The organism is Pseudarthrobacter sp. NPDC058119 (genome assembly GCF_042884655.1).
Lineage (GTDB): Bacteria > Actinomycetota > Actinomycetes > Actinomycetales > Micrococcaceae > Arthrobacter.
Map to the genome: position 1 here is coordinate 957,195 of NZ_JBHVTN010000001.1, position 14,652 is coordinate 971,846.

Genomic DNA, 14,652 nt, shown 5'->3' on the forward strand with positions numbered 1-14,652 from the left:
GTTGCCCACTCCGCACCTCCTTGTGCCAGAAAGGGGAAAGCGCTTCCCGGCCAATGCCGGCCACGCCCCGGTGGACTAGAAAGCCCCGCAGTCGCGGGGCCGAACCACGCGACCCATCAAGAGGATTGGGAAAGCCCTTGCCAACTTCTTTGGAATGCGCTTTCCTTGTAAGGAGAAGAACGTGGCGTAGAACACATGCATCCCTCGATTCGGCAGCGGATGCGCTGTACGGCAACTCATGACCTCAAAGGAGAGACAATGACAACGTTTACCCGACGATCGGCCCTGGCACTATTTGCCGGAACTGCCGCTGTGGGGGCGCTTTCCGCCTGCGGTACCGGCGGAGCAAAGAACGCGGATGGTTCCGTAACCCTGCGTGTCTCCTGGTGGGGCAACGATGTGCGCAATAACCAGACCCAGCAGGTGATCGATGCCTTCCAGCAGGCTCACCCGAACATCAAGATCCAGGGAGAGCCCGGGGTGTGGTCGGGGTACTGGGACAAGCTGGCTACCCAGACGGCCGCAAACGATGCACCGGACGTGATCCAGATGGATCTTGCCTACATCGCCGAGTACGGCGGGCGGGGCGCGCTCCTTGACCTCTCCAAGCAGAACCAGCTGGACCTGTCCGCCTTCGACCAGAACACCCTCAAGGCGGGCCAGTACAACGGCAAGCTGAACGGCATAAGCACGGGACAAAACGCCCTCGCCGTCTTCGCTAACGTCAACCTCTTCAAGAAGGCCGGCGTCGCGATCCCTGACGATACTAAATGGACGTGGGACGACTACCTGAAGACGGCCCAGGCCCTCGCGGCAGCCACCGGCACCTATGGAGCCTCGTATGGCTTGACGGACCAAAGCCTCAACATCTGGCTGCGCCAGCGGGGAGAGCAGCTCTACACGCAGGACGGACAGACAGGTTTCACCGTCGACGGCGTGGCGTCCTACATGGCATTCCAGAAGAAGCTGATGGACGCCAATGCGGCACCGCCGGCGAGCGTGGCACAGGAGGACATCGGCGCCCCCGTCGAGCAGACCCTCGCCGCGACCAACAAGACCGGCATGTCTTTCTGGTGGACCAATCAGCTGGGCGCCATTGCGAAGGCCACGGGCAGCGACATCAAGCTGCTGCGCGTCCCGAGCCAGGACGGCAACCCCAAGGATGACGGGCTCTACTACAAGCCCTCGATGTACTGGTCCGCGTCGTCACGCTCCAAGCATGCGGCCGAGGCCGCGACGTTCATCGACTACCTGGTCAACAGCCCCGACGCTGCGAAGATCGTCACCACAGAGCGCGGTTTCTCGACGTCCCCGAAGATCCAGGACTCCATCAAGCCGTTGCTGACCCCCACCGACAAGACCGCCCTCGACTTCCTCACGGCGATCAAGCCGGAACTCGGCGAACCGCCCGCTGTTCCGCCCACCGGGTCGAGCAAGGCCGCCGACGCCCTCGGCCGCCACACCACCGACGTCCTGTTCGGGCGCGCCAGCGCCCAGGATGCAGCCGCTGCATTCAAGTCCGAAGCGGACAACATGATCAAGAGCGCCAAGAAATGAGCGTCCTCACCGAACTGGGCAGCTTCGGCAAGAAATCCCGAGGCGGACGGTCCAGCGTCAAGCGGACCTTCAAGGACAACCGCGCCGCCATGGTGTTCCTCGCCCCCTGGATCGTGGGCCTTGTCGCCATCACCATCGGGCCGATGCTGATCTCCCTGTACCTTTCCTTCACGGACTACAACCTGATCCAGGACCCGAACTTCATCGGCGCCGACAATTTCACCCGCATGATGCAGGACGACCGGTTCTGGAACTCCCTGCGGGTCACGCTGACATACGTTATAGTCGGCGTCCCGCTGCAGCTCGGCCTTGCCCTGGCCGTCGCCATGGCCCTGGACAAAGGCATCAAGGGCCTGCCGTTCTACCGCTCGGTGTTCTACCTGCCTTCCCTGCTGGGCTCCTCGGTGGCGGTTGCGATCCTCTGGAAGCAGATGTTCGGAACCTCAGGCCTGGTCAACCAGCTCCTGGCCATGGTCGGCATCACCGGTCCGGGCTGGATTTCGGACCCCAGCACCGCCCTCGGTAGCATCATCCTGCTGCACGTCTGGACCTTCGGCTCGCCCATGATCATCTTCCTCGCGGGACTGCGCCAGATTCCCCCCATGTACTACGAAGCCGCGGCCGTGGACGGTGCGGGACGGACCACCCGCTTCCTCAAGATCACCCTGCCCCTGCTCAGCCCTATCATCTTCTTCAACCTCGTGCTGCAAATCATCGGCGCCTTCCAGTCCTTCACGCAGGCGTTCATCGTCTCCGGCGGCACCGGCGGCCCGTCCGACTCGACCATGTTCTTCACCCTGTACCTCTACCAGCGCGGCTTCGGCCAGTTCGACATGGGCTACGCCTCAGCGATGGCGTGGGTCCTGCTGGTCATCGTCGGCGCCTTCACCGCCGTCAACTTCTACGCATCGAAATTCTGGGTGTTCTATGACGACTGAATCAGCCCCGCGCGTCACCACCGACGCCCTCCTGTCCACCCCGGCCCCTGCAAACGGACGCCAGGAACCCAACGCTCCGGCCGGCAGCCCGCCCCGCCCCAAGCACCGGGCCAAGAGCGTCCTGAAACACGTGGTCCTGATCGCCACGGCAATCATCATGATCTACCCGCTGCTGTGGATGGTCGTGTCCTCGTTCCGCCCCAGCGAGGACGTCTTCCGGGCACCGGGCCTTTGGCTCACCGAACTCCATACCGAGAACTACGCCACCGGCTGGAACGCCCTGACCTCACCGTTCGGGACCTACCTGCTGAACTCGGCCCTCGTGGTCCTGGGCGCCGTGATCGGCAACCTCGTCTCCTGCTCCATGGCCGCATACGCCTTCGCCCGGCTGGACTTCCGGGGCAAGAAGTGGATGTTCGGAGCCATGCTCGTCATGATCATGCTCCCCATCCACGTGGTGATCGTCCCGCAGTACATCCTGTTCTCCCAGATCGGCTGGGTGAACACCTTCGCGCCCCTCATCGTCCCGAAGTTCCTCGCCACGGACGCGTTCTTCACCTTCCTCATGGTCCAGTTCATCCGCGGCATCCCCCGCGAACTGGATGAGGCGGCAAGGATCGACGGCGCCGGCCACCCCCGCATCTTCCTGCAGGTCATCCTTCCCCTGATGACCCCCGCCCTGGCCACCACCACCATCTTCACGTTCATCTGGACCTGGTCCGATTTCTTCAGCCAGCTCATCTACCTCACCTCCCCCGACGTGTTCACCGTCCCCGTCGCGCTCCGCAGCTTCGTCGACGCCCAATCCAGCACCGACTGGGGATCCATGTTCGCCATGTCCATCGTTTCCCTCCTGCCCGTCTTCATTGCCTTCCTCGTCGGCCAGAAATTCCTGGTCAAAGGCATCGCCACCACCGGCATCAAATAGCAAAGGCCGGGGTGCGTGTCCCACCACGCACCCCGGCTTTTGCCTGCCCACTGCCCGTCCCGGCGGGCCACCCTTTGCATCCGCGCCAGCCGCAGCCGGCGGCGCCCCAGACCTGATTGCCCTGCGGGGCCGAATGGAGAACCATGGCAACGCCTGCCGGCGCGGCACTTCCGACAACACTTGACCGGGAACCTGCGGAGCGCCGTACCAGCCGGCCGCACCAGGGACATGCGCCGGCGCGCGTGGCGCTGGTTGGGGTGCACGGCTTCGGTGCCCAGCACCTGCTGAACCTTGACCGGCTCGCCACGGCAGGCGCCGTCGAACTCGTTGCCGCAGCAGATCCCAACCCGCCGGCACCGGGGTCCCTGCCGGCGTCGTCCATGGTCTTTCCGGGATTGCCCGAGCTCCTGGCCCATACCGCGGACCTGGACGCCATCATTGTGGCCACTCCCATCCAGACCCATGCACCCCTGGGCCTGGCAGCGCTGGCCACGCACGCGGACCTCTACCTGGAGAAGCCACCCGTGGCATCCCTGGCCGACTTCACCCGGCTGGCAGAGGCGGCAACGGCGTCGGGACGCAGCGTGCAAATCGGTTTCCAAAGCCTTGGTTCGCACGCCCTGGCAGCGGTCGGGGACCTCCTCGCAGCCGGCACCATCGGCACGCTCCAGGGCATCTCCGCCACCGGGCGCTGGGTGCGGGACAAGGCCTATTACCAGCGGTCACGCTGGGCCGGGAAACGCACCATCGACGGCGTGGACGTAGTGGACGGCGTGGCAACCAACCCGCTGGCACACGCCGTCGCAACAGCCCTCCGGATCGCCGGGGCACGCACCACCTCAGATCTCGCCTCCGTGGAAACCGAGCTCTACCGCGCCAACAGCATCGAATCCGACGACACCTCCGTCATCAGGATCCGCACCACCACGGGCCTGCCCATCACTTGCGCCCTGACGCTCTGCGCCGCCGAGTCCGTTGAACCCTGCGTCACACTCCACGGATCGGCAGGAACCGCCGTGTTCCACTACACCGAAGACCGCCTCACCGTCTCAACGGAATCCGGCACCACGGAGGAGACCTTCGGCCGGGACGACCTCACGGAAAACCTCCTGGCCCACCGCAGCAATGGCACGCCGTTGATCAGTCCGCTGCTGGACAGCGGCGCCTTCATGCTGGTCCTGGAGGCCATCCGCACCGCACCCCTGCCCGCACCGATCGCCGCGGAACACGTCCGGTGGGAAGGCGAAGGCGACTCCGCCCATGCAGTGGTCCGGGGTATCGAGGCGGCCCTTGAACAGGCCGGCCGGCTGCACGCCACTTTCAGTGAACTCGGCCTTCCCTGGGCGCACTCGGCTCCTGTGGCGTTCACGGTTCCCGCAGCACCATGAACGGTGAATCAAGGTCCGGGCAACTCCTGGCCGTCCGCCTCCTGACGGACGGGCTCGAAGAGTGCCTGACGGCCTCCGGGTCCCCGACCTTTGGCTGGGATCTGGCCCAGGCCGGGGACCACGACCCCGCACGGGCCCGGCAGAGCGGCTATGAGCTAATGCTGGAGGACGGCTGCGGGGCCCAGGCCTGGAGCTCCGGCTGGGTTGCGGAGAGCACGCACCGGCACATCCCCTACACCGGCCCCAGGCTGGAATCCGATGCGGATTATGCCTGGCGCGTCCGCCTCCGGGACGCCACCGGAGCCGCCGGCGAATGGTCGGCTGCCAGGGAGTTCAGCACGGGCCTCGATGACGTCTCCTGGCAGGCGGAATGGATACGCCGCGCCCCCGGCGGCCGGGCACCCCTCCAGGTTCTGGACGGCGCGCTCCGCGTGGCGGGATCGCCGTTCCTTCCCCTCCCCTGCCCGCCCGTGCGCAGCTTCCGGCTGGAAGCCCGGCTGCGGCCCGTGATGGGCCGGGCGGGCGTGATCCTCCGGAGTAGCGGACCAGGAACCGGGCTGCTCCTCGAACTGGACCAGTCCGGCACCGTGATGCTGCGGCGCGCCCCCGCATGGGAGATTCCCGCCGCGGCCGCGCCGCCCACCACTGTGCTGGCAAGTGCGGATACGGGGGTTCAGCCGGGGCCAGGGCCAGATGGCTGGCTGGACCTGGCATTGTCGGACGACGGCAACCGCCTCACGGTTTCCGTGAATGGCGCCGAGCTGATGGCGGTGCAGGAACCGTCCGGACTCGAGGGGCGGCTGGCCCTCCACCAGGGTCCCCGCAGCCAGGCTGAGTACGCGTCCCTCCGGGTTGCCGCCGGAGGCTCACCGCTGATGGACCAAAAATTCGACGGCGGCGCGGACGCCGGGAGCGCCAGCCTGGCCGCCTGGACCCGGACCACGGCCTTCCGCCAACCGGACGAATGGACACTGTTCCGCGCCAACATTGAGCTCACCGGCGAGGTCCGGCGTGCGCGCCTGTACCTGGCCGCCAACCACCACGCCCAAGTGTCCATCGCCGGGGTCCACAGCCTAAGCGTGACGTCCTTCGGCTACCCAGGGGAAGGCTACTACGATGCTGCGGACGTCACGGGCGTGCTGGCCGCACAGCCGCAGGGGGCGCCGGTTCCGGTGACAGCCCTGCTGCACTGGTACGGTCCCGGCCAAGGCAGGGCCGCGGGGCTTCCGGGGCTCCTGGCCCGGCTCAGCGTGCAGTACACGGACGGGCGCCGCGAGGTGTTCGGCTCGGGTCCAGGCTGGTCGGCAGGCGAGGCGCCGTACCGGCAGGCGGGCTACCGGAACGACGAGGGCGATCCGGTGGAACACCTGGACGGTGAGGCCGCTGGGTCCCTCAACCCTGCCGAAGACCTTGGCGCCGCCACCTTGTGCGGCCGCCACCCGTCGTCGGACTTTCCCCGACTCCACCCGCGCCGCACGTCCCTGGCTGAAGAGTTCGTGGCCCCGCGCGAATTCCTGACGGCCGGCGACGGCACGCTGGTTGCGGACTTCGGCCAGGTCCTGCCCGGGCGCCCGGCGATCGACTTCGTGGACGGGGTCCCCGGCCGCACCGTGATGCTGCGGGCCGGCTACGTCCTCCGGCCGGACGGGCGGGTGGACGCCGGAAAGACGGCCAGCCAAAACACTGACATGTCCTTCCCCTACACCCAGGCGGCAGGGCCGCAGCAGTTCCGCGCCACCGTGCACCTGGGCTTCCGCTATCTGGAGCTTCCGGGCGTTGGTGCTGCCGAGGTGTCCAGGGTCGGTGCGGTGGTGGTCCGCGGACGCCACCCCGGCGACGGCAGCTTCGCCAGCTCGGATCCCACCCTGGACGCCGTCTTCCGGCTGCTGCGGGATTCGGCGCTGTACGGGGTGCAGGAGCAGTTCGTGGACACCCCGACCCGGGAAAAGGGCCAGTTCCTGGCTGACGCCGCGAACATTTCCTACGCCACCATGGCCCTGTTCGGTGAACACGCCTACACGGCGCAGGCATTGCGCGAGTTCAGCTGGTCTGCCCGCCGTTATTGGACCGAGGGGGAGGACAAAGGGCGGTACAACGCCGTCTACCCCAACGGGGACGGCAAGCGCGACATTCCCGATTTCTCCCTGATGGTCCCCGAGTGGGCCGAGGAGTACCACCGCCGCAGCGGGGACCTCGCACTCATCCGCGAACTGCTGCCGCACCTTTGCGATACGGCGGACTACGCGCTGCGGTACATTCCCGCGGAAGGCCCGACGGCGGGACTGGTCACCAGGCTGGGCGGCGGGTCCGGCCCTTACCTGCACGGCATCGTCGACTGGCCCGCGCCTGGCCGGTTCGGGTACGACATGGAATGTGCGGCCAAAACCACTGTCAATGCCCAGGCGTACTCGGCACTGATGTCAACGGCACGGCTCTGCGGCGCCGCTGGTGACCGGGACGCGGCAACCCGCTATGCAGCGGCGGCGCGGACCCTGGCCGGGGCCATCCGGTCACGCCTGCGGGTGGGCGGGATAATGGTCGACGGCCTCCACGGAGATGGAACGCCCAGTTCCCACGCCTCCCAGCACGCCACCTCCTTTCCGCTGTCCCTTGGCATCACCGATACGGCCCATGCCCAAGGGGATGCCGTCCGGATCGCCGCCATGGGGATGCGGCAGGGGCCGATGACCGTACACCGGCTGGTCCGCGCCTTGCTGGCCCAGGGCATGACCGACGCCGCCCTGGACCTGCTCACCAACAGCGGCCAACCCGGCTGGGCCCGCCTGCTGGACCGCGGCGCCACGTTCACCTGGGAGGCCTGGGACCTGGTGGACGGAACCGACTACAGCCAGTCCCATGCCTGGTCCGCGTCGGTACTCAAGGAGGTCCTCGAACACCTGCTGGGCGTCCGGAACGTACTGCCCGGCGAACTCCTGATTGAGCCACCACTCTGCCGCCTGGACCACGCCCGCGGCCGCGTGCCCGCCGGCAGCGGCTGGGCGAACGTCGGCTGGCGCCGGCGCGGTCCCCTCGTGGCGGTGGAGTTCAGCGTTCCGCCGGGAGTGCTGGCTACGGTCCGGTTGCCGGCGGGCCAGTACCGGGTCACGGGCCCGACGCCGGATGGGGCGGCCGCTGCGTCGCTTCCGGAAGGTGCGGCCGGCCCGGCCGCGGCCACCATGGATTTCCGGGTCCACACTGGAACGTGGACCTTCGCACCGGAATGAAACAGGCACATGAACAGAAGAGGAGCCCCAAGAATGCAGGAAACCAGCGGTCCGTCCCCTGTCTGGAACAAGGTGCAGGGCCTCGCCTTCGGCGGCGACTACAACCCGGAACAGTGGCCCCGCAGCGTGCGGGCGGAGGACCTGGAGCTGATGCGGGAGGCCGGGGTGAATTTCCTCAGCGTGGGCATTTTTTCCTGGGCCCTGCTGGAACCGGCCGAGGGGCAGTACGACTTTGGCTGGCTGGACGAGGTCATGGACAACCTCGCGGGCATCGGGGTGAAGGTGGCGCTGGCCACCGCCACCGCCGCTCCCCCGGCCTGGCTGGTCCGCAAGCATCCGGAAATCCTGCCGGTCACGGCTGACGGGACCGTGCTGGGGCAGGGCTCGCGGCGGCACTACACGCCGTCGTCGGCCGTGTACCGCCGCTACGCCACCGGGATTACCCGCGTGATCGCCGAACGCTACAAGGACCACCCGGCTCTGGCCCTGTGGCACGTGGACAACGAGCTCGGCTGCCACGTCTCCGAGTTCTACGGGGACGAGGACGCCGCCGCTTTCCGCGGCTGGCTGGAGCGCCGGTACGGGGACGTCGATGCCCTCAACGCCTCCTGGGGCACGGCGTTCTGGTCCCAGAACTACGGTTCCTTTGACGAAATCCTGCCGCCGTCCGTCGCCCCGTCCACCCTCAACCCGGGCCAGCAACTGGACTTCCAACGGTTCAACTCCTGGGCCCTGATGGACTACTACCGGCAGCTCGTTGCGGTGCTGCGCGAAGTGACGCCGGACATCCCCTGCACCACCAACCTGATGGCCTCCAGCGCCACCAAGTCCATGGACTACTTCGCGTGGGCCCAGGATCTGGATGTCATCGCCAACGACCACTACCTGGTGGCTGCCGACCCCGAACGGCAGGTTGAGCTCGCGTTCAGCGCGGACCTTACCCGCGGCATTGCGGGCGGTGACCCGTGGATCCTGATGGAACATTCGACGTCGGCCGTGAACTGGCAGCCGCGCAACCAGCCCAAGTTGCCCGGCGAGATGCTGCGGAATTCCCTGGCGCACGTGGCGCGCGGGGCGGACGCCGTGATGTTCTTCCAGTGGCGCCAGAGCTTTGCGGGGTCCGAGAAGTTCCATTCCGCGATGGTGCCGCACGGCGGCCGGGACACGCGGGTGTGGCGCGAGGTGGTAGAGCTGGGCGCCGCACTGAAACGCCTGGAACCCGTGCGCGGTTCGCGGGTCCAGTCCCGGGCCGCCATTGTTTTTGACTATGAGGCTTGGTGGGCCAGCGAGTTCGATTCGAAGCCCAGTATCGACGTGAAGTATTTGGACCTGTTGCGGGGGTTCCACCGCGCCCTGTTCCTCCGCGGAATTTCCGTGGACTTGGTGCACCCGTCCGCGTCGCTGGCGGGGTATGACCTGGTGCTGGTGTGCACGCTGTACGCAGTGTCCGATGACTCCGCCGCCAACATTGCTGCGGCCGCCGCTGCCGGGGCCACGGTGCTGGTGAGCTACTTCAGCGGGATTGTGGATATGCAGGACCATGTGCGGCTGGGCGGCTACCCGGGTGCGTTCCGCGAGCTGTTGGGCGTGCGCGTGGAGGAGTTCCACCCGTTGCTGGCCGGGTTCCAACTGAAACTCAGTGACGGGACTGTCTCCTCGGTGTGGAGCGAGCACGTGCATCTGGCCGGGGCTGAGGCGATGCAGACCTTGACCGGGTATCCGCTGGACGGCGTGCCTTCCCTTACCCGCCGGGCCGTGGGTTCCGGGGTGGCCTGGTACCTGGCCACGTTCCCCGACCGGGACGGGATCGATGCGCTCCTGGACAAGCTGCTCGCCGAATCCGGGGTTGCCCCTGTTGCCGACGCCGATCCTGGAGTGGAGGTCGTCCGCCGTATCTCCGGGGACGGGCAGGGCTTCCTGTTCGCGATCAACCACACACGCTCGGCCGCCTCGGTTTCCGCCACCGGCACCGACCTGCTGACGGGTGCGCCCTTTGGCGGCACGGTTGAGGCCGGCGGTGTTGCGGTGGTCGCCGAAGGCTAGATGCAACGTTCTGGAACATCCGACGGCGGCGCCCACCTTTGGGTGCCGCCGTCGTGGCCGGGGCGGGTTGGCCGGTACTCGCAGCCCGGCCACGGACCGATAGCGGACGGGCTTACGGCACGATGGATCAGAGCTAGACTCGCTCTCACAACTAGGTTGGGGGACCAGATGAGCACACATGCAGACGCGACCAGCACAGCAACCAATGGACTAAACAAACTGGCCATCGCAGCGATTGTCTTGGCGGTTATAGCAGCGGCGGGGCTATGGGTTCTTGGGGTCGCAGTTCTTGCTGTTTTTGCCGTGGGCGCCGGGCACGTTGCCCTGAACCAAATCCAACTCACACCCCAGCGAGGCAGGGGGCTGGCGATCGCCGCCCTCGTCGTTGGGTACGGCATTGCCACGGTGGCATTGATCAGCACTTTGTGGTTCATACCGACTGTCGTCCAACAGCTGTCGCAATAATCGCATCCACGGTAAGGATCCTCGCCCGGACCGAGATTGTTGCATGCCGTCCGTGTGGGACGCACCGTCGCAGGTTTGCGTGCGTGGCGGGGGCACGGGGCGATCACCGGAAACGGGAGGTGGACTTCCCAGGGAGGCGATCAATTAAGGTTCCGCCCCCAACACCTTAAATTCAGCCTGGCAACTCGAGAGGGGCCAAACTGCACAGCCGATATGGCGCCAAGAACATACGTGATCAAGACTCCCGAAGGTGTAGAAGCCTCCAAGAAGGTCACGGTTGAGTTCGGAAAGACGCAGGTCGTTCTGCCATCGCTATGACCGACTTTCAAATGGCCGACGAGACCGGCGTTCGTTTCACTTGCGAGCACCCATCGGTCGTGAAAAGCGCCCGGTAGAGGATCCTCGGGACATAGAGGACTAGTCTCACTTCATGAGGCGTAGGCGGGCACTTCTCATTGGAGGCGGCATCATTGTCGCAGTGCTGACGGTTATCACTGTAATGGCAGGCATGTCTCGGGATCTCCGGGCGTGCCCAGCCATCGGCTACGCCTACACAGGTCCCGTGGAGCTGCTCTTCTCAACTCCACCGGAATCCGTTGCGGCATGTTTTGGGCAGGGGTGCTCGCCTCAGGCTGTCGCGCAAAATGATGAGCGGAAATGGCTGGTACCGCAATCCACGCCATACCTCAACGAGCCCGTCAGCGTCACCTCGATCCATGTTGAAGCCACAGCTGCGCTCGGTGGCCGAACAGCCGGCGACCTACCAGTAGCAACGGAATCTACCGGAGAACATCCATTCGGGATCGGCTGCGGGGGACCTTTCAGGTTCAAGCCCGTATCGGTCGTCTTTAACTGAAGACGGGGCAAGTGTTCTGATACGCAGCAGTGCGGCGTCCGGTAGGGAATCCTCTGCGGGCCTTGTCCACATAGGACGTAAGGGCCGTCGGAATTGTCAGAGGGTGCTGGAAGACTTTGGTTATGGAAGCGGTTTTGGGGGTGGCAACAGTACTGGAGGCGGAGCCTTTGATGCCTTCCATGGCTGATGTGCTGAACCTGTTGGCCCGTGTTCCGTTGGCTGCTGATGGTGCGGGGTTGATTGACCAGATCCGGGCGCTGGAGGATCTGAAGTGCCTGGCCGGTGCCCGGCAGGCTGGTGCCACGGTCGCTTTTGAGTTGTCCCAGCGGCGGGAACAGGCCGACGCCGGGGTCCCTGGCGCCGGGCAGGGCGCCGGGGCCGCGGCGCAGATCGCCCTGGCAAGGCGGGAGTCCCCGGCCCGGGGTTCCCGGCTGCTGGGCCTGGCCAAGGCGTTGACCGGGATGCCGCACACGTTCGCCGCGTTCCGTGCCGGGTTGCTGAATGAGTGGCGGGCCACCTTGATCGTGAAGGAAACCATCTGCCTCACGCCCGGGGACCGGGCCGGGGTGGATGAGGAACTCGCCGCCGATACCGGCGCTTTGGATGGTGCGGGAGATAAGGCGATCATCGCCGCCGTCCGTGCCGCGGCGTACCGGCGGGACCCGGCCTCCGTGGCGAAACGCGCCGCCCGTGCTGTGAGCGAGCGGTGTGTGAGCCTGCGTCCGGCACCGGACACCATGACCTACCTGACCGCGCTGCTCCCGGTCGCCCAGGGCGTGGCCGCCTACGCTGCGCTCACGAAAGAAGCCGGCACGGCCTGTGCTGCCGGGGATGACCGGTCCCGCGGGCAGGTCATGGCCGACACCCTCGTCGAACGCCTCACCGGCTCCCCCGGCGGTATCAGCGGGGTTCAGATCCAGCTCGTCATGACCGACCGCACCCTCCTCCACGCCGACGCCGAACCAGCACGGCTCCCCGGCTACGGCATCATCCCGGCAGCCTGGGCCAGGGAGATCGCCCTCACCGGCGGATCCGCCACGGCCAAGGCACCGGCGACCGGACAGGCGGGTGCGACCGGACAGGCGGGTGCGACCGGACAGGCGGGTGCGACCGGACAGGCGGGTGCGACCGGACAGGCGGGTGCGACCGGGCAGGCGGGTGTGGACGAACTACAGCTCTGGGTCCGGCGGCTCTACACCACCCCGGGCAGCAGCGAACTCGTGGCGATGGACTCCACAGCCCGGCTCTTCCCGGCAGGGCTGAAACGGTTCCTGCAGGTCCGGGACGACACCTGCCGGACCCCATACTGCGACGCCCCCATCAGGCACCACGACCACATCACCCCCTGGCACACCGGCGGACCCACCAGCGCCGGCAACGGCCAAGGCCTCTGCGAAGCCTGCAACCACACCAAAGAAACCTCCGGCTGGACCGCCGTAACCACCCCCGGCCCGCGGCATACGGTAGCAACCACCACCCCCACCGGCCACACCTACAACTCCACCGCCCCACCACTCCCCGGCGCTGCACGTCCAACCGCCGACGTGCCGTCCACCAACGTGCCGCAGAGGGGCCTCAAGGAATGCCCGCCGCATCGGGGTGAGTACGGACTGGAACCTGGGCAGCGGTTGATGGGCCATGCCGGCCAGGTACTGGGAAGGGAATCAGCACCCCGTACCCACGGACCGGCGGATGCTCGGCAGCGGTCACGCGCCAGGGAGAGCACCGCCCCATAGGGAACCAGCGTCCGTCAGGTGCACTTGCCTCGAACAGCTCCGCACTTAAACAGCTCTGCCCCGTGGGGACCGTTGGTCCCCACGGGGCAGAGCCGGTTGGCACATGCTTCCAGTTGCTAGCTGCGGATGGCTGTCTTCATTTCGTCTGTTGCCTTCTTGCCGGCCTCATCCGGGGACAAGCGCTCAAAGAGGACCTCCGAGGTGTACCGCTTGATGATCTCCTGGATGGCACCGGCACCCTTCGGCGGCGGCGCCGGAGCCTCGCCCAGTTCATCCTTGATCTCATCAATGAACTTGACCACCTTGGTATCGGCCGGGGTCAGCTTGGGGGCGATGGCTGCACGGACATCCGAATTGGGATACACGCCGCGGTCCGCCAGGAGTGCCTCGCCGGCCTTCACATTGTTGGTGAGGAAGTTGATGAACTTTGCCGCCTCCTGCGGGTGTTTGGTGCGTGAGGAGGCAGACCAGAACTGCGAGGCCTTGTACCAAAGCTGGGCCTTATCGGCAGCGCCGGCTTTGGAGGGGAAGCGCAGGATCTTCAGGTCGCCGCCGGATGCCTTTTCCAGCGCGGGCGCCTGGTTGGACCACCAGAAGGCCATCGCGTTCTTTCCGGTTGCCAGGCCGCTCTGGTCCAGCGGCGCAGCATCAGCCTCCACCACTTCGGCGGCAGGCGGGACGGCCTTGTTTTGGCTCAACTGTTTCAGGAACGCCCACCAGCCGGCGATGTCACCCGGTTCGAAGCCCAGCTTGCCGTCTGAGGTGTAGAGGGACTTGCCGTTCTGTCGGAGCCACACTCCCAGGGACGCCTCGTCGGTTCCGTACGCGGCCGAACCGTACGTACCCTTCGGGGACTTGGCAGTAATATCGGCGGCGATACGCCCAAAATCCTCCCAGGTCCACGTCGAGTCATCCGGCAGTGGTACGCCGGCTGCCTGGAAGACCGCGGGGTTGGCCAGGATGGTCGCGGCATTGATACCGGCGGCAATACCGGTCAATCCCTTGTCGCTCTTGCCGGCATTCAGCGCTGCCTGGTCAAGCTTTGAGGTGTCGATGTCGTACTTGGAGAGGTCGAGGAGCGCGCCTCGGCTTGAGTATTCGGTGATGTACTTTTCGTCCATCTGGATGACGTCGGGAGCATCGTTGGCCGCCGTCTGGGTGGCGAGCTTGTCCCAGTAGCCGCTCCAGTCACCGAACTCCGGCTTTACCTTGATGTTGGGATTCTCGGCCTCGAACGCTGCGATGGCCGCCTGCGTGAGCTGCGCGCGTTTGTCACCGCCCCACCAAGTGAAGCGGAGCTCCACCTTGCCGTCCGCGCTTTTCGGTGCGGCTCCCCCGCCACAGGCGCTGAGTGCAAGGACGGCAGCCGTCGCAGCAGCAACCGCGGCGGCCCACCGGACTCGGCCCTTTCCGGGGCGGCGGGGCGCGCCAGGTGCGGGTGCCCCCGGGGGCTGATGTGCAGGCGGCGCAGGGCGGGTTAAACGTGGCACTGTGTACTCCGATCATCGTTGATCTAT

The 14,652-nt window shown here is 66.5% G+C and carries 9 protein-coding genes; 8 read left to right on the forward strand and 1 reads right to left on the reverse strand.

Features of this window, described 5'->3' with window-relative positions; all coding sequences use genetic code 11:
• Positions 1-258 precede the first annotated feature (258 nt).
• The 8 genes from ACFVTD_RS04585 to ACFVTD_RS04620 all read left to right on the forward strand — a co-directional run bounded on the left by ACFVTD_RS04585 (position 259) and on the right by ACFVTD_RS04620 (position 13,135).
• Positions 259-1,557 carry an ABC transporter substrate-binding protein gene (locus ACFVTD_RS04585; protein WP_387558657.1) on the forward strand — a complete coding sequence of 433 codons (1,299 nt, stop codon included), beginning with the start codon at positions 259-261 and terminating at the stop codon, positions 1,555-1,557.
• Entirely contained in the window at positions 1,554-2,495 is a 942-nt protein-coding gene (locus tag ACFVTD_RS04590) for a carbohydrate ABC transporter permease (protein ID WP_387558660.1), read from the forward strand. Before ACFVTD_RS04585 ends, ACFVTD_RS04590 begins: the two co-directional genes overlap by 4 nt.
• On the forward strand, positions 2,485-3,423 hold the full coding sequence (locus tag ACFVTD_RS04595) for a carbohydrate ABC transporter permease (protein WP_387558663.1): 939 nt from the start codon (positions 2,485-2,487) through the stop codon (positions 3,421-3,423). The genes ACFVTD_RS04590 and ACFVTD_RS04595 overlap by 11 nt, the downstream gene beginning before the upstream one ends.
• A 143-nt stretch (positions 3,424-3,566) precedes the next feature.
• Positions 3,567-4,811: a Gfo/Idh/MocA family protein gene (locus ACFVTD_RS04600; protein WP_387558665.1), complete on the forward strand. Its 1,245-nt coding sequence runs from the start codon at positions 3,567-3,569 to the stop codon at positions 4,809-4,811.
• Positions 4,808-8,035: a family 78 glycoside hydrolase catalytic domain gene (locus ACFVTD_RS04605; protein ID WP_387558668.1), complete on the forward strand. Its 3,228-nt coding sequence runs from the start codon at positions 4,808-4,810 to the stop codon at positions 8,033-8,035. Before ACFVTD_RS04600 ends, ACFVTD_RS04605 begins: the two co-directional genes overlap by 4 nt.
• A 33-nt stretch (positions 8,036-8,068) precedes the next feature.
• Positions 8,069-10,078, forward strand: a complete 2,010-nt coding sequence (locus ACFVTD_RS04610; RefSeq protein ID WP_387558671.1) for a beta-galactosidase — start codon at positions 8,069-8,071, stop codon at positions 10,076-10,078.
• Between the two features lie 168 nt (positions 10,079-10,246).
• Positions 10,247-10,543 carry a DUF4190 domain-containing protein gene (locus tag ACFVTD_RS04615; protein ID WP_387558674.1) on the forward strand — a complete coding sequence of 99 codons (297 nt, stop codon included), beginning with the start codon at positions 10,247-10,249 and terminating at the stop codon, positions 10,541-10,543.
• A 978-nt stretch (positions 10,544-11,521) separates the two neighbouring features.
• Entirely contained in the window at positions 11,522-13,135 is a 1,614-nt protein-coding gene (locus ACFVTD_RS04620) for an HNH endonuclease (RefSeq protein WP_387558677.1), read from the forward strand.
• A 116-nt stretch (positions 13,136-13,251) separates the two neighbouring features.
• Here the strand turns inward: ACFVTD_RS04620 and ACFVTD_RS04625 are convergent, their stop codons facing one another.
• Positions 13,252-14,625, reverse strand: a complete 1,374-nt coding sequence (locus ACFVTD_RS04625) for an ABC transporter substrate-binding protein (protein WP_387558681.1) — start codon at positions 14,623-14,625, stop codon at positions 13,252-13,254.
• Between the last annotated feature and the right edge of the window lie 27 nt (positions 14,626-14,652).

What these genes read in the sequence shown, in the direction of transcription:
- ACFVTD_RS04585 (WP_387558657.1), top strand. Translation starts at nt 259, where the DNA reads ATGACAACGTTTACCCGACGATCGGCCCTGGCACTATTTGCCGGAACT.
- ACFVTD_RS04590 (WP_387558660.1), top strand. Translation starts at nt 1,554, where the DNA reads ATGAGCGTCCTCACCGAACTGGGCAGCTTCGGCAAGAAATCCCGAGGC.
- ACFVTD_RS04595 (WP_387558663.1), top strand. Translation starts at nt 2,485, where the DNA reads ATGACGACTGAATCAGCCCCGCGCGTCACCACCGACGCCCTCCTGTCC.
- ACFVTD_RS04600 (WP_387558665.1), top strand. Translation starts at nt 3,567, where the DNA reads ATGGCAACGCCTGCCGGCGCGGCACTTCCGACAACACTTGACCGGGAA.
- ACFVTD_RS04605 (WP_387558668.1), top strand. Translation starts at nt 4,808, where the DNA reads ATGAACGGTGAATCAAGGTCCGGGCAACTCCTGGCCGTCCGCCTCCTG.
- ACFVTD_RS04610 (WP_387558671.1), top strand. Translation starts at nt 8,069, where the DNA reads ATGCAGGAAACCAGCGGTCCGTCCCCTGTCTGGAACAAGGTGCAGGGC.
- ACFVTD_RS04615 (WP_387558674.1), top strand. Translation starts at nt 10,247, where the DNA reads ATGAGCACACATGCAGACGCGACCAGCACAGCAACCAATGGACTAAAC.
- ACFVTD_RS04620 (WP_387558677.1), top strand. Translation starts at nt 11,522, where the DNA reads ATGGAAGCGGTTTTGGGGGTGGCAACAGTACTGGAGGCGGAGCCTTTG.